This is a genomic window from Anoxybacillus andreesenii (genome assembly GCF_030813005.1).
Taxonomy (GTDB): Bacteria; Bacillota; Bacilli; order Bacillales; family Cytobacillaceae; genus Robertmurraya; species Robertmurraya andreesenii.
In genome coordinates, this window is sequence record NZ_JAUSTU010000013.1 from 33,012 (window position 1) to 52,566 (window position 19,555).

General features: G+C 34.3%; 12 protein-coding genes. 1 reads left to right on the forward strand and 11 read right to left on the reverse strand.

Features of this window, described 5'->3' with window-relative positions; genetic code table 11:
* Window positions 1-391 precede the first annotated feature (391 nt).
* The 6 genes from J2S07_RS13970 to J2S07_RS13995 all read right to left on the reverse strand — a co-directional run bounded on the left by J2S07_RS13970 (window position 392) and on the right by J2S07_RS13995 (window position 14,681).
* A complete protein-coding gene (locus tag J2S07_RS13970; protein ID WP_307151028.1) occupies window positions 392-3,565 on the reverse strand; it encodes a DEAD/DEAH box helicase in 3,174 nt (1,057 codons plus the stop codon).
* 60 nt (window positions 3,566-3,625) lie between these two features.
* Complete coding sequence (gene pglZ, locus J2S07_RS13975; protein WP_307151029.1) at window positions 3,626-6,133, reverse strand: BREX-1 system phosphatase PglZ type A; 2,508 nt, start codon at window positions 6,131-6,133, stop codon at window positions 3,626-3,628.
* Window positions 6,134-6,298: 165 nt separating this feature from the next.
* The gene (gene pglX, locus J2S07_RS13980; RefSeq protein WP_307151030.1) at window positions 6,299-9,883 is read right to left on the reverse strand and encodes a BREX-1 system adenine-specific DNA-methyltransferase PglX; all 3,585 of its coding nucleotides are present in this window, start codon (window positions 9,881-9,883) and stop codon (window positions 6,299-6,301) included.
* Window positions 9,884-9,938: 55 nt separating this feature from the next.
* On the reverse strand, window positions 9,939-13,520 hold the full coding sequence (brxC, locus tag J2S07_RS13985; protein WP_307151031.1) for a BREX system P-loop protein BrxC: 3,582 nt from the start codon (window positions 13,518-13,520) through the stop codon (window positions 9,939-9,941).
* Between the two features lie 13 nt (window positions 13,521-13,533).
* Window positions 13,534-14,079 carry a BREX protein BrxB domain-containing protein gene (locus J2S07_RS13990; RefSeq protein ID WP_307151032.1) on the reverse strand — a complete coding sequence of 182 codons (546 nt, stop codon included), beginning with the start codon at window positions 14,077-14,079 and terminating at the stop codon, window positions 13,534-13,536.
* Window positions 14,080-14,087: 8 nt separating this feature from the next.
* Window positions 14,088-14,681 carry a DUF1819 family protein gene (locus J2S07_RS13995; protein WP_307151033.1) on the reverse strand — a complete coding sequence of 198 codons (594 nt, stop codon included), beginning with the start codon at window positions 14,679-14,681 and terminating at the stop codon, window positions 14,088-14,090.
* 216 nt (window positions 14,682-14,897) lie between these two features.
* On the opposite strand from J2S07_RS13995, the gene J2S07_RS14000 reads away from it, so the two are divergent.
* Window positions 14,898-15,290 (forward strand): hypothetical protein, encoded by a 393-nt coding sequence (locus tag J2S07_RS14000; RefSeq protein WP_307151034.1) that lies wholly within the window; start codon window positions 14,898-14,900, stop codon window positions 15,288-15,290.
* Between the two features lie 85 nt (window positions 15,291-15,375).
* On the opposite strand, the gene J2S07_RS14005 is transcribed toward J2S07_RS14000, so the two are convergent.
* Genes J2S07_RS14005 through J2S07_RS14025 form a run of 5 tightly spaced genes read right to left on the reverse strand, consistent with a single transcriptional unit; the run spans window position 15,376 to window position 19,430 of the window.
* Window positions 15,376-16,152 carry an MPN domain-containing protein gene (locus J2S07_RS14005; protein ID WP_307151035.1) on the reverse strand — a complete coding sequence of 259 codons (777 nt, stop codon included), beginning with the start codon at window positions 16,150-16,152 and terminating at the stop codon, window positions 15,376-15,378.
* A gap of 35 nt (window positions 16,153-16,187) precedes the next feature.
* Window positions 16,188-18,386, reverse strand: a complete 2,199-nt coding sequence (locus tag J2S07_RS14010; RefSeq protein WP_307151036.1) for a Z1 domain-containing protein — start codon at window positions 18,384-18,386, stop codon at window positions 16,188-16,190.
* 52 nt (window positions 18,387-18,438) lie between these two features.
* Window positions 18,439-19,062, reverse strand: coding sequence for a GIY-YIG nuclease family protein (locus J2S07_RS14015; RefSeq protein ID WP_307151037.1), 624 nt, complete (start codon window positions 19,060-19,062; stop codon window positions 18,439-18,441).
* Window positions 19,031-19,285, reverse strand: a complete 255-nt coding sequence (locus J2S07_RS14020) for a hypothetical protein (protein WP_307151038.1) — start codon at window positions 19,283-19,285, stop codon at window positions 19,031-19,033. The genes J2S07_RS14015 and J2S07_RS14020 overlap by 32 nt, the downstream gene beginning before the upstream one ends.
* Entirely contained in the window at window positions 19,248-19,430 is a 183-nt protein-coding gene (locus J2S07_RS14025) for a hypothetical protein (RefSeq protein ID WP_307151039.1), read from the reverse strand. The genes J2S07_RS14020 and J2S07_RS14025 overlap by 38 nt, the downstream gene beginning before the upstream one ends.
* Window positions 19,431-19,555: the final 125 nt, after the last annotated feature.

The following is a 19,555-nucleotide window of genomic DNA, read 5'->3' on the forward strand; positions in this document are numbered from 1 at the left end:
TGTTATAAAATTTTAAATCTCATTATATTTTCTGGCTAAATTATCAAATTATCAATGTCAATAATTCCAACGTGCCTATTTTACTACGCACGTTGGGGGCGTCCGCTGCATGAGCATAGTTCAAAATCTTTATATCCCAGTAGTATCAACACTTATCACCTTTAGAAAGAACAAGAAAAAAGCCCGACTATAACCAAAAGTAAGTGGTGAAAAAAGCGCAATTACCGTCCGATCATAGCCCCCTTTAATCAGGTCTATTGATATAAATATAAATTTTAAAAAATCTTAACAGAACTGCACATTTCTTTTTCGTTATTAACTACACATTGACTAAAGTTACAAAAAAATCACCCATGGTTAATGAATAACCTTGGGTGATTTGGCTATTAGATTATAGCAGTCTCAATGTTTTATCCAATGAAACCTCTTCACTTATATCATTGCTTTCTATTACGTATATATAAACATATTGTTCAATTCCAGTATAATCATCATAGTTAATGCTACGTAAAAGATCTGGCAAAGAATCCGTTACAATAATAAAACGTGTTTCATCTTTTGTACCTTCACTCGTAAAATCAACAAGACCAAATGCTTTTCTCTTTTGGATATTGAGTCTTCCATTCTGGTATTCATATTCTTTTACCTTTTGAAATACATCATCTGGTATCACTCTGCCTGTTTGTTCTGTTGGCTCCAAAATTAATTGTGCAATTCGTTTGATTGGTTGTAATTGGATGCTTCTCTCACGCTCGATGTCATCTAATCGCTCACGACTTCGTTCTTCTAGGTCTTCAATTTGAGAATAGGTTAGGTTAATTAACGCACTATTTTTATTGTCAATATTGCTCTGTTCATACTGTAAAAGACGATTTTGGAGCGTAATCATTTGTTCATCAAAAGATTTTCGTAGGTACACACTTTTCTTATTAACATAATCATCCCGCTTCATTTGAACCCCTTGTAACAACCTACGTGCTTGCATAATAGCTTCTCTCTTGAAGGAAGGATCTTCTCCCCCATCCGTGTTTATCACATCAAATGGCTTAGTAAATAAGCAATATGGATCGATTTGAATCCATTCACCTGATTCACGTTTTCCCAAAAGCATGAATGAACGCTCTAATTCTCTTCCTGTCCCATCTACGATACTAACTTGATCTAATTCAACAGTAATCTGTTCACTTACATTTGCTTCAACATGGCAAACAGGAATGGCAACTTGCTGAATTTCAGTTCCTCCTAATTCCAACGCCAGTTTATATAGTGGATGGTCGTTTTGTAATAAAGGCGTTTCTTCGGTTTCTTTTTGAGGTTTTAATGCAAAGCGAATTGATTCATCGGTCTTCAATGGGATTCGTCTTTTTTTAGCTAATTCACGGATATTTTTTGGAAAACGATCAATTCTACCTAATGTCCCATCAGTTGAAAGGTGGAGACGAATTCGAGTTTCTTCAAACTGAGCTACTGCAAATTCACCATACACCCTTGCTGGCAGACTATTAATTGAAAGCTCTTGGTATGCTCTCCGCATTCCCGGTAAGTCAAAACTTTGCTCATCCATCCTCTCCTGTTTTGCTAAATCTAATAACCTTTTATGTTCTTCTGAGAGCGTTTTTTCCATACGTGCAATGAGTTCATCTAAGTTTTCCCTACCGCTTACCGCTTGTTCCATTAAGTCTGAGAGATCGACACCTTGTTCCTTTAATACATCGCCAATAAAGTCATATACTAGCTCTTGCCCTAAATCATTTCGCATCTGTTCCATCTTCTCAAGCAAACGGACCAATACATCTCCTTCACGTGTATTCGATGCCACTAAGTTAAAGATAAATACTTCATTCTTCTGCCCGATTCGATGAATACGGCCCATTCGTTGTTCGAGCCGATTTGGGTTCCACGGAATATCGTAATTAATCATTTGATTACAAAACTGCAAGTTGATTGATTCTCCACCTGCATCTGTGGCTAACATTATCTGCAGTTCATTACGAAACTTTTCTACCTCCATGCGCCGCTGATCCATCGAGAAATTCCCAACTATTTTAGCTACCTCTGGTACATGAGTAAGTAATTTCTTTTCTAAGTAATACAGAGTGTCTTTTGATTCGGTAAAAATTAATATCTTTTCTCCTTTAGCTAATAGTCCGTTTCCTCCAAAAAGGGTTTGCTCTAATTCAATATATTTTCGTTCTACATCTTGCTGACGAATCCAATTCGCTTTTTCAACTAAACGACCAAGTACGTCAATTTCGAGCTGCAATTCTTCTAAATTAAGAGTTTCCGTTTCCCCTTCTAACTGCATTTCCAACTCTTCTTGTTCATCTGCTGAGAGGTCTTCGAAATCTTCAGTATCTACCTGCTGCATATGTTGCTGATTATATAAAACAGCCTCAAGTTTCTCTTTTCTTCGTACTAGTGACAGGTAAATGGCATCCAATGAAGAACTTAACCGACGTTGCAGAATCATCATAGCAAAAGCTACATTGGGCTTATTATTCTGTTTTGCGCGGTTAAAATGCTCTCGAACATACTCAGTAACCTCTTCATATAGTTCTTGCTCTTCAGCGCTCAATTCAAATGAAATGGTTTTCGTAGTACGTTTAGGAAAGAGCGGTGTTCCATCGAAATTGACCATTGATTCCTTTAAGCGACGGATAACAAAAGGGTTACTTTTCTCGTACATCGATTCCCCACTATTTAGACGAGAAAAGATGTCATGATCAACCAGACTCATTAAATGGCGATAGTTCTCCTTATCCCCCTTATGCGGTGTTGCCGTCAGCAACAGACAATGCTCTGTATGTCGTAATAGGGCTTCCCCTAATTGATACATCTTTGTGCGCTGAATTTTTTTCTTTTTTACTCCATGAGTATAAGCTGCCATTTTATGAGCCTCATCCACGATGACAAGATCAAATTGAGATTTCAATATCAGCGATTTTATTTCTTCTCTTGATGCCCAATAAACTGAAGCGATCACTTTATCGTATGCTTCAAATGGATTAATTTCATTGGAATTGTTTAAAAGAGAACGAGTCACAATCGTAAAATCTTCTCCAAACTTCTCTTTTAGCTCTTCTTGCCATTGCTTTAATACTAATGGTGGGACAAGAATAAGAATCCGTTCTGCACTCTGCCTAGCTAGTAATTCACGTATTAGCATTCCAGACATAATTGTTTTACCCGCACCCGGATCATCCGCTAACAAATACCGAACTTGTGGAGATTGCAACATTCGGCTATATACTGCTTCTATCTGATGTGGCAAAGGAATAATTTTCTTATTTCCTTTAGCTCTAGATTGTGAATATTTCTCTTCTGTTTTCAAAATATAATATTGAAGATAATGTTGCAGGCGATCTGGATTAAAATAAGAATCCTCCTGCTGGATCTTCTCTAACTGTTCTAGTTGATATTGCTCTAAATAGCGGTCATAGTATTTATTTGTGTTCCTACCAATTGATTCAACTTGATAGAGACCATCATCAATTAGTTCACAATTTTTGATTTCAACAATTTCTGGCCAAAAAGGTCCTTTTATTATTTCTCCACTCTTTAGCAAAATCAAAGCCTCCTTCCTGAAAAACCTGCCAAGCTCTTTTTGCAAGGCAGGTATAGATCATTAATACAATGCATCATACATTCGAATCGTAAATGTTTCTTCTTTATAAAATTCATATGTCTTATCTTGAACGGTTTCCACCTTTAAAGTACATACTTGTCCCAGAGTGTAATACGCTTCTGCTAAATTAAAGGTTAGTTGTTCTGTACGTTGATGGTTTTCACCTGTTAAGTTAAACGTGAATTCGATTTCATTTGAAATACGTTCGTTTTCAATATAAAAAGCAGCCTTTATTTTACGAGGCAAAAAGTCGCTTGAAATGCTTTCTTCTTGATAAAACGTGACTGGTACACGGAAATTTGTAATCACTTTATCTAACATGGCAACACTTACACCTACTAATTCGGCACGATCCGTACGTCGGTAATCAATTAACGGAATAATAATTTCTTGTGGCATGGCACCACCATGAATGAATTGTAATCCACCACCACCAGTAAAGCGGTTAATGCCTTTAGCTAATACAGTTTCAGTTTCTATTAATTCCGATTTGTTCTCGTCAAGCTTAACAGCTCCCTCCGGAATGGAAAGTCCTTGTCCTAGAGCAAACCGTCGATTGCTTTCTATAATTTTACCGTTTACTGCTTCAATTTTCACGTCAGCTTCTATTTTAGAATATTGATATAAAAAGCCATGATCGGCTGTTATATAGACTCTCTTAGCCTGTAATCTTGATAGCCGATCTATCGTTCGTTCCAAATCATTTATTGCTTTTTCCGCTGCTGCATATGTATCTCGCTCCGATTTCTTTGAATCCCCTACAGCATCAATTACATCATGATAAATATACACAAGCCGTTTTCCCTTAAATTTTGAATCAGCCTCTGTTTGGGTCCAATTGTCAAATTCATCCCATCGATAGGCAATTGCATCTTGATTTATTTTTTGTAAAATTTTCGTTCGATTTGCTGTACCATTAGTTGGTTCACCATCTGCATAAATGATTTTGTTTTCGCCTAAAGTCAGCTTGCGATGTGGCAGCAAAGAGGCCATTCCTAACTGTGTATACGTTGGCAAACTAGCTTGCATTGGTGATATACTTGCTTCTCCATTAATACGGCGGTTCAGACGCTCACAAAGTTCAAAACCAACCTCATAGCGTAGTGCATCCGAAATAATGACGAATACTCTAGTTGATTCCTTATCTAAAATTGGTTGTATTGTTCTTTTGAAAAATCCACTTTGTAAAGGGATTTTAGAATGCTGTTCATTTGCAAGGATATAATTTGTTTCTTCGGCTATTTTTCGTAAATAGACGTTTTCATACCAGTTGGTAAGAACTTCTGCTATTGGTTCAACCATCTCTCGTTTATCAAGCTCCGTATAAGCTTGCATAAAGTGACGATAAGCTCGATCAATGGAATGAATTCTTGCAGCATATTGTCCATACAGCTCTTCACGCGTATCATACTGAGTTAAATAGGATTTATAGTCCGTTAATCGCACGGCCTCCAATAATGTGCGATATAGACCAGCTAGTCCTGATTTACTCCCCCAGTGAGTGCTTATTCGATTAGGAATTCTTTCTTTCCAAGCTTCTAAATCAATGGTCTTATGCTGTAGTTCGTCCGTCACTTTTTCAATAAGTAAAGCATCAATGAGTGGGAATGTAGTCACTTTTTCAAATTGCTCAATAGATATATCCTGTAAGTGAGAGCGTAAATGAAAGCCACTTTCCATAACCTTTATATATTCTTCTAACACTTTAACTTCTTCGGTCTTCCCACGTATCCAGTCATCAATAAATAAAGCACAAATGTTTGCTCGTACCGTTGAGTATTTTTCATCCAATGCTTTAATCGTAACTGTAGCCTCTCTAGAAAAATGAGCAAATAAAAGTTGTTCCATTAAATATCGCAATGTACGCTGTTCATTTGAAAGACGCAACCCAAAATACTGTTCTAGCAATTCCCACATGCGGTCAATCGAGAACAATTTGCTAATTTTTTTATAATTACTATTATTATTTTCTTCCAGACCATCAAGCAATAGATGTTTTGTAATATGAGAAATATTAGATGTTGGAGCGCCTGTTAGTACAGCAAGTATCGCCAATTCAATTTCTTCCTCTTTAGGTGAAGGATTGATTACTCTCTTTAATTTTTCTCTCCGTTCTTTACTGTTAAAAAACGACGGATAACGATTCGCTACTGTACGCAGAATAACATCTTTTACGCCAAATTGTTCAGACCATATAGCAATCTGATCCGCTTTAAATTCAGATCCGTATAAAAGAATATCTAATAAAAAATTCTCTTCATCTGCTGGGCGAGAAAAAGGAGCATACAATAAATACGACCTTGTAGGATGCTCAATCTCGATTTCTATCTTTAACTTAAAAAAATTATTTTCTGTTATTTCTCTTACTGTTACTTCTTCATGTGTTAATTCGTTTGATAAGGCCTCTACAGTTTCTTGTCCAGTGGAATCGTACCAAAAAACAACAGCACGTTCTTTTTTATCTTTTTCATCCCGAATCCTCTCGCGGACCATTTCGATTACATCCATTTTTTCACCTCAGTTTAACTACCGTAATAACATTTCTAAGTCGATAAGTATATTTTACCAAATCAAAAGTCATTTGCCGAAAAAAATCAAATGCCCACCGTTATTCGCATCATTAAAGCGACGGTGGGCGGCAGGTATTGATACACAAGTTATAAATATTACTGTTTATTTAATCTTTGCTAGTACCTTATCAAATTTTTCATAATTCACTTTCACACCATCATCCAAGTCAATTTCAATCTGTGCATTTGCATATTCAGCCAGTTTTTTATCAAACACAAGCAATTCTTCCAAACGTTTTTGAAAAGCCGTTTTACGCTTCTCAAGATCACGTTTCTCTGTAGCACTTAAATTTGGATTCACAATACGTAAATCAATTGCTGCGATTTCATTGTTATACTTTGCTTGGATTTCTTGTAGATGCTCAAAGCGAATCGTTGCCATTGTATCTGGCTGATAACGGTGCATATAAATAAGTGTACGTAACCCTTTTTGCTTGCCTGAATCAACCAGCCAATAGATGGGACGTTTTTGATATACTTGGCAATGGTCTTTAAAGAACTCATCTAAGAAATAACGACGCAAACGTTCTTCTGCTATTTCATTACGTTTTAATTCAAGAGATTCTGCTAACCATTGCATGTTTTCCTCTATGGTTTCTTCTCCAAACGTTATAGATAAAAATTTCCGTAAGCGAGCAATTATATCATTTTCAAAGTAGTGTTCATCTGTTATTTGTATTAAGCCAAATTTATTTGGTTTAAATGTTTTATATTTTGAGTCATCCCACTCACCTCCTGCATAAGCTAAACCTTCAACATCTAAAGAATAACGACCCATTACGCATCCAATGAAGTAGGAAAGGAATGACTTTGAATCAAATTCTTGATTAGCTTTACGAATTGTGATATTGTCGCCCGATACAGTAGGTGACAGTTCATCTTGTAATTCATACAATTCGATGAATATTCTATTTATTTCTTCTTCATTAGTTTTTAATTGTTCAAATTGTGATTCCATATTTTCCATCCATTTGTTAAAGACATTAATTAATAGTTTACTTTCATGTCTATAATTTAGAAATGGGTGGAGTTGAAAATCCCATGATGTTTCGAAAGAGTTCCAATCTTTTGTTGCAATTGATATGTTGGTCTGTGCTAATTCATTGATTTTCTTCTGTTCTACTTCGGGAATAGAATCAATTATTGGTAATAAAGCAATATTCCCAACTTGAAAATTAAGGGTGTCATTTTGAACTTTTAAAAATTCAAAAGATAATTTTGAATTTAAAAATGCAATAAGTAATAATAAATTTTCATTAGGAAATACAGAAGAACCACCTATATCAAATATTGCTCCCTTTGGCGAATACCTTACTCCAAAATTACCAGAACTTACAAATGACCATGTTATACTTTCACGGAAATAATATTGTACGTTTTTGGGTTTTGAATTACTCTCAAGACATTTTCCTATAGAAAGTTTATAGAGTTTGTCATTACGAATATCTTCACCATCATTGTACCAATTTACAACATACTCATTATTTCCAAACCATTTTCTATAATCTCCACCTTTGTTATATGGAAACCATTTTTTCTGACTACTTTTTGCTTCATCTCTATTACCACAGCCTATTCCCATTTTAGTATAATCAACTTCGCTCCAATATCTTACAAAAGTTTCATTTTCGCCTGTCTGAAGTCCTGCACGTGGTTCAGCAATATCTTTTAATGGTTTAAAGTTCAGGAAAATATCAATAATTTTATCACTTATCCAAAAAGAAAAGGGGTAATTGGGTAGTTTTTTGAAATCAAATTGATTAAATAAATATTTTAAATTTGAACTTTGTGCTACTTTCATTAAATCTAAATTGGAAAAATGTTTATTTTTTTCATTATCCTTGCTATATAAGAATAATTCTCTTATCTCGTTTGTGTCAAAGTACTGGAATAATCTTTTATACAGTTTAAAATATGTTCCTTTATAGTTAATACCCTTGCTCTTTCTAATTACAAAAGCAACTGAACCAAAATCAATACCAAAATTACCTCTACCCATATACAAAAGACTCTGAATAATAGTATTATCTAAAAGGAATTTTCGTAAGTGTTTATAATATGATAATTGCACCCAAGAAGGTTGAGTAATTAAGGCAACAAATCTATTTTCTTGTGCAAATGAATAACATCTTTCCATGAAAACACTAAACATATCATATTTTGAATTATTAAATCTTTTTTTAACATACGATAGCAATTTACTACCCATGCCTCTACTTCCCATATATGGAGGGTTAGTCATAGCCACATCATACTTAGATGCTAGGATATTTGCTTGCTTCAATAAATATTTAACTTCTGGCATTTGCTCAAATGCAAGATAATTTTCGGTGGTCAATTGTTCAAATGAGAGTTCATCAATTCTACTTATATACTTCTCATAATCAAGAAGCGGTGGTTCTAGAATTGAACCAAAATTTTTCGCCTCAATAAATCCCTCTATAAGTGAAATTAGATCTTTTTTCTCATCTTCGTTTTTCCCTAATAGGAATGCAATACCAACTTTATCTATATGATTAGATTCATGAATCGACAATATATTTAGTTCAATACTTTTACGAAAGATTCTGCGGGATTTTTCTCTTGCCTTCATTGTTAATGCAAACGATGCTAATTGAGTTGCGCGCTCATCTATATCTAGCCCGTATAAATTTTTTTCTAGTATTAATTGTGGAATCTCAGCACTTGGATAACCTGCTTCTTCATACATTTGATACAATAAATCAAATGCATAAACAAGGATATGACCGGAACCAACACAAGGATCAAGTATCGTAATTTCCTCTAAGTTAACATTTTTATATCGGATTTGTTCTAATTTTTGTTTCACTTTTTCATCTTGTTCTGCGGGTTCTATGTAATAGCGCATTGTTTCTTTTAATAGTGAATCTGGATTAGATTCTAACCATAACTGACCTAAAGAGTTCTCCACCATGTACTGGACAATCCACTTTGGTGTAAAAAGTTGTGTTGCAGCAGGTATATCATATTTCTCTATCTTCTTATTCTTTTTTAGGTTAGCAAACACTTTGTCTTTAGGCTCTGAATTGTAAAATTGATAAAGCCAACCAATTACTTCAACTTCTTTAAAGCTTTCCGATAATGAATCATTTGAAACTAATTTATTGATAACTGACTCACTGTCTAATAAAAAATCAGGAAGTAATAATTCTGTATAGTCATGAATTTTTTCGAACATGAAAGGCAAAATTTCGTTTAGTGCATTACATTGGGCTATAAACAACTTTCGATAAGCATCATCTGTTTCCCCTTGACGAATTAAATCTTTGATTTTTAATGTGTCGATATCTAAATCCATTGTTTCAAATTCTGAAAAAATATCCGGTTCAACCTTACCTGTACTACTTGTTAATACATTCACTCTCTCAGGAAGATATTCATTCACTTCCATATACCGTATGGCAATGATACGGTTAAACCATGTATAGGCTACTTCTTCAATCAATTGTTCATAGCCTTTTATTTCTAACTGTTTTTTTAATGACAAAAATGCTGATTTTTTATCGATTGGATAGGTTTCACCATTAATGGCTAGTTGACCAAATTTTTCTTCTATTGTTAGGCCGTTCTTCTCATCAATCCCAAAGATTTTTGCTCGTAAAGCGACTTTTTCGAGTAAATCTCTTCGAGCAGAGACCGCAAAATTCTTTAACTCCGTTTTGTTCATCTAACATAACTCCTTCTCTGATATAAAAAGCAGGTCGTTAAAGACCCGCTTCTGTTCAGTCAATTTCCAACGTGTGGTCTTTTAATTCTTTTAATAATGCAGAACGTAACTGATTAAGAGCTTCATCTAAATCTTGCTGAGTTTCGATCTTATTACGACCATTAAAAAATAAGCGATACAATTCATTTGAGCCAATACGTTTGCTTTTCTTCTCCCTAATTACTACAGGTGGTGTATCATCACTATCATCTGGATCAACAACTGGTGGTTTTCTCAACTCTTCTTCCAGCTCTTTTGCTCTTTTTTCAATCCTTGTCGCAATTTCATTTAATTGTTGCAAAAGCGCACGAATTGTTACAAGACTAGCTTCTGTTAAGATGCTCGACTTGATTTGATTAAAGTTATAATATTCGGTTTCAATATAATCAACAATAGACTGCATACTTTGGTAATAATCTTTTAGCTCATTTAAATTTGTTTCCATTTGTTTTACTTGTACCTGTATAGCTTGTCTTTGCTCATTTACTTCTTTATTAACACTTTCTTCTAATTGGTAAGTTAACTGCGGAAGTCTTGGTATATCACGATAAGGTTCTTGCTTCGTTAAAATATCGGTAATCTGTTTCTTAATTAATTGAACATCCGTACTTTGAATAAGGGTTAGATCCCTTTGATACTTCTCTAATATCTCAACTGCCTCATCAAAAACAGTAATTGGCGTTTTATTGTAAAACCCTGTTAGTTTCTCTAAAACTCCAAACCAATCATCAATATCATCTTCTGCATTAATAAATTCTTTCACCATCTGCTCCGGATTACGTATTTGTAAAAGCTTTTGTAATCCCATTGAAAGTGCGTTTATTTCCCTTTCGCCCGGATAGGGATAATTACGTAACCGTGCATTTTGGCGTTTTAAACGAATATCTTCGAGGGGTGACTGGAAGCGTTCTTTCAACTCGACCTCAATGGCATTCGCAAATTCTTGATACGTATCTCCTGCTACGGAACGACCAAAAAAATCTCTTATTAACGAGATGAACTCTCTTCGTATTTTTGAGTCCACTTCAATTTCCGGTATTACTCGTATTTTTTCTCGCTCAGATACACGTGCTAAACGGTCATAGAAGTTAGAATGGTCAGGTGTAAACTTATCATCACCGAGATGAAGATTCACCTTTCCAGCATTCATATGGGCCAATATTAGGCCGATAATATCATACTCACTCCAGCCATACGGGACAGCATGGTACTTTTCAATAATTACTTTTATTGATGGTTTTTCATGCTTTCGGGCAACATCTTCAAAGTAGTCTTTCAGTTCATCATAGGCTTTCCGATTGCTTGTCATTTGCAATAAGTCATTGTCAATGCCTTGTTCTGCAAGTCTCTTCCAGTCTTCTTTATAGGACTTAAACGCAATTGGAACATCTATATAATCTAAGTATTTATACGTATTACTAATTAGCATATCAAAGGCACTGTTTACTTGATTTTCAAAGGATCCTTTAAAAGAACGTTCTTGTCCTTGAATATAGAAATGAGCTTTTTCACAAGCCTTTTTCAGTAATTCTTCCGCTTTTTGTTCAAATTCATCAATGGCAGCAAGTTTTGCATCATAAATACGATGTTGGGCTTGGGTTGTACTGTTATTCCGCTTTAAATTGACATAGCGTTGAACTTGCTCAGAATATTTAATTGCTGCCTCTGCTTCAGCAACTAGTTCTTCGTCAAGACAAATCACCATTTGCCCAGAGTTTGCTTTTAGGGCAGCTTCCATATCAGACATATAGACAGAAAAGATTTGCATCGTTAATGGATGAGTCATATTACCCTTTGAATAATTATCAAATCGTTTATTAAAATCAAACGGTGGCGTATCTTTTCTGTAATCATATTTTGTTTTTGGATACATTTTAGTGAAAAATAAATCCCCAAGTTGCTCTTTAATTTTTGTAGGATTTACTTCAACACTTCTAATTTCCTTATTAATTTCTTGTTCCTCATCAGATAAGAACGAATAAGTACCATCAGCATGTTTTTCAATAAACATTGCCTGTTCTAAACGATTTAACGATTCTTTAATAGGAAGATCATTTTGATCGTCATTTATTGTTTCTAAAAGAAGTGTAGCAATGTTATTTGGTGTTGCTTTTATTTCATCAATTCCTTTTATTAAGTAAAGGACTTTCAATACTGAGATGTCTTCAGGTAAGATATTTTCATTATTACGCGCACGGTCTTCAGCTCTACTGATTGTTCTCGTAATAGATGTTTCCAAGAAATTGCGAATCGAAGGAAAGAATTCTGCCAATGTGACAAGATTTCCTATTTGTTCTTCAGCATTCAATTTTGCTGCTTCTTGGAACGCTTTCAGTAAGGAGCGTTCACCATGAGCTAAACTCGTCCCACCTTCGCCATGAATTCTAATTTTGTTAAATACCTTTTGTAGTAAATCAACTTGATAAGGAACAAATGGGTAGAGAGCCGAAAATTCTTCTGCTGATCGATAACCTGAACGAAACTGTGTCGTATTAGGATCAAAAGATAAACGATTTCGAACTAGTTGTTCAATTGGTTCATAAGTCATTTTCAACGTTTTATCTGCTGTATCTGTTTTTTCTAGTATACGACGCTTAATAACTTCATCTGTATTCGCACTCGATAAGTTAATACGGGTAGCAAAACGGCCTTGAATCTTCGAAAAATCATTTGTACTATGAATATTTGCAACGGCTTTAATCTTTTCTTGTGAGGTAACTATTACCCATGCTTGACCCATTGTGGCGCCACCAATATCTTCAACAACTGTTTGTAAATTGAGCATCAAATTAACGTCAGTTCCAATGTATTGCCCAACCTCATCAACTAGGAATACCAGACGATATTCTTTCCCACGATTACGACAGTATTCTGCAATTAACTGTGAAAGTTTCTCAGATGTCATACTGAAGGTATTTTTACTAATTTCAAAAAAGCTATTTGCCGTTTCTTCGTCATATCCTGTTTCAACAAGTGCTTGAACAATTTTCTTCCGTCGGATAACAGCCTTTAAACGGAAATCTTCCCATTCTGTATCATATAAACGATGGATGATTTCTTTGAACTCTTTATATTTACCTTCTTCATCTAATTGTCGCTCCATATCTGCAAGCCATAACGTATCTGAATAGCCTAAATGGCGGTTAAAAACTCGTAAAAACACTTCTACAATACGTTCCTTGTTAGTTGCACCAGAGGAACTCATCGAATCAATATTAAATAGAATGGCATCTGAATCTTTTCCATCTACTTCTTTCATCATCGATAGTAGTTTCTGATTATTTGTTTTTTCTATAAAATACTCATACGGCTTTTTGGCATCAATTTCTTTTCCATCTAGTAAATAAGACAAGATTTTTAAAAAGTGTGATTTACCTGAGCCAAAGAAGCCACTGAGCCAAACCCCGATATCTTTTGTAGGAGTGTTATAGACTGCTGAATAATTTTCATAAAACTTTTGAAAGTATTCTGTTACCTCTTCAGTCATGACATACTCTTCAAGCTCCGTTTTAATCGTCTCATGATCAAGCTGTCCCGCTTGAACTACCCCGTTAATTGGTCGAAATATATCTTTTTTAAATATTTCTTTAATGACCATCTCGTTTCCCCCTTTACGAAATTCTTGATAATTGATACTGATCTTCATTCTGTAAAATTCCAAACAGCCTAAGTTCTAAGCCGGTAAAATAACCGGGATAAAAAAGAATGATTGGCTTTCGAAAGGCATGATTGGATAACTTTTTAAGTAATTGGCTAGATCTTAGGAGTGGATGAGCATTGCCTACACCTGTTATAAAAACGATTTCCGCATCATTAACTTGATCGACGAAAGCTTCCACAACAACATCTTGATCTTCTAATACAGTTTGCAGTGCATGGACTAACTCGCTGTATCCTTCTTCCTCACTGATTTCAATTAATTCTTCTATATCATCTTCAAAAAGACTTAATAAGAATAGGAACAAATTAATTTCCTTAATATTTAACGATGTCCGTTTCAAAACTCCTTCAACATAAGTTCGAACGATTAATTCATCCTCTGCTGGATAATCAAATACGAAATGTGGAATCTCACTTCCAATACCGGTAGGAGTTGTAAAACCTTCTTCATTTATTCGTCTTTCCATTTGCTTTAAACGCTCATATGTACTACTCATTTTTTTACCTACCTTACTTCACTTAGTAAACAAAGCAGCTGGTCATGTTTAATTGCGTAACTCTTTAATCTACTGCTCAAATGTAATGGGTGTATTCGGAATGTATCTGAATTCTCTTCTTGTAGCATTCCGCCTTCCTTAAAGAACATTAATATAGAGCTGCGTAATCTTTTTTTGGTTTCAGGTCTCCAGCCTGCCACTTTTTCAGATTCACTTTCTTTACGTTCTATAAAGAATTCGACATCAATATTTTGAATAAATGGCTTGTTGTTACGGTAATTGTATAGAATAACTTCATTAAAAAATTCAAATGGCAGTCGATAGCATTTTAAATAGCTATATAAGAGCAGTGCTTTTTGATCTAGACGAGAACCATTTATATAAAGTTTTGCTAATTCAGTATTAAATGTTTCGGTCCTACGATAAACCATTTGAAATCGTTTCTTAATACTAGATTCACTTCTCAATTGAAATAAATTTTTTTCAAGAACTCTTTCAAGTATTTCACTTCTTGGTAACCCTTCAATCTTTAATGGAAGAACAATATTTATTTCATTTTGAAACCAGCCTTCGCTCGTGAAACCCGCTGAGTATTCCAGCATTATCTCGATATCCCCTTCCATTACTCGTTTGTAATCATGTTGAAACTGTCAATTGTATTGGTAAATATTCTCACATTAAATTATAGCAGTTCAGAGAAAACAAAAGAAGGAAACATATAACATAAAATACCCCTTACAACGATGACAAAATTTTTTATGTGTTTTAAGGTATATTAATAGAGTACAAGATTTTATCTAAAGGAAGGAATGAATTAAATGTCTTTAATTAAACAACTAGAGCCTGCTTATATCTCTTTTTATGTTACCTTTGAGCAGGTGAAAACAACTGCCAATAATTTAATAAAGGATGAAATAGGTATTGAACTGCCTATACATATTGAGGCAGAAGATTTTAACAACAGCTTAAAAATATTGGTTAACATTGATGATAGTTCACTTTCAGATGAAGATGCAAGGTTTCTTTCAGCTGCAGGATTTAGTTCAGAAACACCATATAAAAACGCAGATTTAGTATTGGATGAAATTTTTAGTGGAGTCGCCCGCTTTGACATTGAAATTCAACCCTTGACCGGAGAAGATGATGAATGGGGTACATATTTTGTAGTACAAATACCATATTCAGATTATGAGGACTGCTTAGACTCATAAACAAAAAATGGAAGATTCGCTATAGAACCTTCCATTTTCCGTTTAATCATAGGTGATTTTATTAGATATTGTTTTAGAAAACTTTTTATTTGATTTTCTCTAAATGATATTCAAAGTTCCTAATACTGCGATTTTTGTTCTCTTCACGCAAGTTATATTCCATTTTTCTAAGACGATATGTGTCTTGTTCAGAAATATTTTCGATTTTTATGTCTTCTTCATTTAAGATCATCATTAGTTCAGCTTCAGATGAGATTAAGTCAACGTCTATCAAAGAATGACCTGTATTTTTATATGCGCGTATTGTAAATGTATACTTTTGAAATTCCCCGTTTATAAATGATACTCGGTGGTTTGCAGTCTGTATCTTAGGGAAATCATGTCCATCTCCATTCTGATCATACGAAAATTCATAAGCATCACATTCACCATATTGTAATAATAAGGGTTTATCCTTTTTTCCATTACGAGCAATAGCAATTATTAAAAAATAAGGTAAATCCAAATAATCTGCTGCAGCACAATCACCATTACTTGGATTTGCCCATCCTTCAAATGGTTCGTCGTACGGATGACTATGATAGGTTGCTATACAATTAGAAGTTGAAAATAATTCTTTAGCTGACTTAACTGCTTGATCCACTTTTGAATCAGGCATAACCGATACATCGCTGCGTTCCATTACGCTTCCAACAGGAAATGCATAGTCACACTCCACTGAGTTTTCTTTATCGATCCCAAATATTAACCCGTGTGCTTCAGAATGAACTTTCTTCTTATTCTGCGGAAAGAACTGTACAGCGTCTAAAATAATTGTAGATAAGACATGCTGAATGAATTCAACTGGTTTTTCATTTATCATTCTACGAAATTCCTTCTTTCTAACCCGTAAAGAATTTAATCAAGAGATTTACTAGTAAAAATTGTTGTTTTCGTGTTGGCTGGCGTTACTAAGACTGGCCACCAGAAAGGGCAACCCCTCCAACCATTTTCCTCTTTACCATTTTGGCGAAGTAATATTAAGGCTGGAATATCAGTGGCAATCTGCTTCGCGACCCTTAATTCACTTTTTTGTCCCGTAGGGGTATCTGGCGCATCTTCAAATCGGTCATCTTTTCTAACACGACTTATGTTTCTATCTTTTCTTACGATACACCATACTTTTCCACTATGTTTTGAATCCGTATTATTGGAGAGAAACTCCATACTTGAGATAAAAGCAGCATCATCCCACTGATTGCCTTCATCTTCTGCAAATGTAGACTTAATTTTTTCGATAATAGTAATGGCTTGATCTACATCGATAAGAAATGGATGCTCATCATTTGTAGAAAGTTGCTCTAATACTTGATCGATTTCTGTAATAGTTTTCGAAATATAAGACTTATAGCCGGTTTGAAATCCTACTGGCAACAAACGTTTTAAAGGCTTTAACGCAGTAGTTTTCGATAATAAAATTTTGTTTGGACTGCAAGGAATGATTTTATTTTTATCGTCCTTTTGGATAAAAACAACACCCTTGTCTTGTCCCCCATTTTCAAATGCTGCTCTTAATGAAGAATCAAATTCATGAATCTTTTTCATCACATCATAAATATCATTCGTTGTATAAAAACGAGTTACTGATAAATCTTCTATTGGTCGGTATCCAAACATTCGCGAGTGCTGTAAAACAGTATCTTGCTGAAAAGTTTTAGGATTTCGTCCATAGTAGAAGCCAATTAGGTTTCCAATTGTAATTCCTCTATCTAAAATCTGACCACCTATAAAAATATTAAGTGGTGCGCGAAGCTTTAATTGTCCGGAGTCATCCAGTAATTGTGTGATATCTTTTTCTGAATTTACCTTTGTAATCATTAGATAATCCTTGCTCAGTGCGGTTAACACTTCATATTTTACATCTTCAAGGCTTGGAATGTAGCTTTCTATTAAACTAAGGGACTTAATTAAATCTTCATAAGACTCTTGAATTAACTCATTCAATAATATCGGATTTTGATTAAGTATTCGCTTCAACTGATCTTTTATTTCAGTAACAATCGTTTCTTGCCATTCATGAGCAGCTTTTGCCTGCTCTGTATGTACTATAAAACTATATTTTTTCTGTCGGACACCTTTTTTCTTATCTTGAATTCTTCTAATTGAACCACCCACAATAAAGTTAACAATGGCATGTCTGAGCGAACTAATTTTATTGCTTGTTAGCACATCTTCTAATTTAAATCTTCTTCCATCAGCCTTTTTCAAAATTAATAATTCATTCGAAGAAATTGGTTCATAAATATGGGAAGCTATTGAGTCATGTTCTTCACTTTCCTCAAAATAATATTCACCACCTATGTACGCATCAGGTACAGGAACCAATCCTGTAAAAGCTGGTTTAATCGGCTGAAATGTTTTGGTTGTACCATCTATTTTCAAGTCTTCTGGTTGCAAATATAATGAGTATGGGGTAGCTGTAACTTGTAAAAAATCTGCACTGCTTAACTCTTTACGGATATTATCAATTAAACCAGCAATTACATTGATCTCATATATTTCTTGCTGAGTTTTAGAGAACCCAATACTTGCAAAATCCGCTTCATCATCAATGATCAAGACTTTTTTATTGGCAAGAGCAGGATATGTTTCAAACAATGCTTTTTGTAGTCTTCTTAAATTGTTTGCTTCCTTCTTTACAACAAAAATCAACTTTTGCTCTAACTCATAATCTATCAAATTGTCCGGCAAGGTCATGATATCGAAAATCTGTAATACATCATCATCCTTGAAATCTTCAAATTCTTTTTTCAGTCGTTCATAAGTTTGCTGTGCTAAAGCCCTTGTTCCTTTTGTTAATACAATCGTTATGTCATAGTCATTGTCGAAAGCAAGCGCAGTTATCCCAATAAATGTTCTTGTTTTCCCGCTTTGAATTTTCCCTAACAACATACCGGGCCTGCTGACAGTTGTGTCATTTTTCATTAAATTTATTAAGGTATTTTCAATACATTGTTTCGTTTCCAAAGAATAGTTATTCTTTTCTTTAAATTCAGGATAAAATAATCCCTCTGTATTTATCATAGTAGTTTGCAAAAAAATCTTCCCCTTTTCCATTGTCTACTCCATAGGTGGCAAATTTGCTTAAAATGAATTTATAAGCTTAATGCTAATTTAAATTCAATCCAAAAGCCCTCGTTCCAAGTTTTTCCTTATAGAGAGATTCATATTTTATAACTTCATTTTTAGTTAGTTCCTTTTGTAAAGTTCTTAGAATGGTAAATTTAAAATGTTTAAAAGACTGAGGATTTTCTTCTAATATTGTTTTTAATACTTCGTTTCCCCCATGTTTTGTTTGGGCATAATGTTTCCACCTACCGAGAATACCTTCTTTTCCATAAGCTGAGCCAACATATTGTTTCCCTGTTTTCGAATCGACAATTAAATAAATCCCGGCAACAGAGGAAAGCATTTTATGCCACTCTTTATTTGAGTCTGGAAAATTAACGATTCTTAACAAATCATCCGAATCTAAAATGAATTCTAAAAAGCCGGGAAATGAGTCATAGTAACCAACTGGGAAAATCTCAACAATTTCTTTTGGCTTGTTAATATTCAGCCATTGATGCCAGCTTCGTGTGCCTGCTCCCCAATCAATGACTAATCTCTCTTTGAGATCATCTAGTAATGGCTCTTCGATCATTTCATAATAGTAATTATCGTTTAGAAACATTTCAGGATAAATAAAATTGTCGGGAATTTCAGCGTCTGAAATCGGTATTTCTTGTATCACCCTGTATACCAACAAGTTTTGCCTTATTATTTTCAATCCCAAGAAAAGATATGATATATTCACAGTCGCTAAAGACATTGTTCTCCTGAAAGCTTTGATAAATATCCATCATCCCATTTTTATAGATGTTATTAATATCAAACCTTGAATCCTGATGCCTAACCAATTTTGTTTTCGCATTTATATCAAAATTCCGCATTCTTAATAACTCTATTAAATTCATTACATAACCCTCCCAACTGAAGAAAAATTTGCTTTGTTTGATAGGTTCCTTCGCTTCTTAATTCAAATTGTAGATTCGTAAGCATTCGGTCTATATAGTTATAAATTTCAGTTATCTCACCAGCATCAATTTGATCTAAGTTCATCGTTCATTCCCACAATTTTCCCCAATATAATTTCAAAGCATAAAATTAGAAGTTCGTGACTATAACCTCTTAGAAACTAGTTATTTAGATATAGATTTTATAAACCTTATTATATAATAGAGATG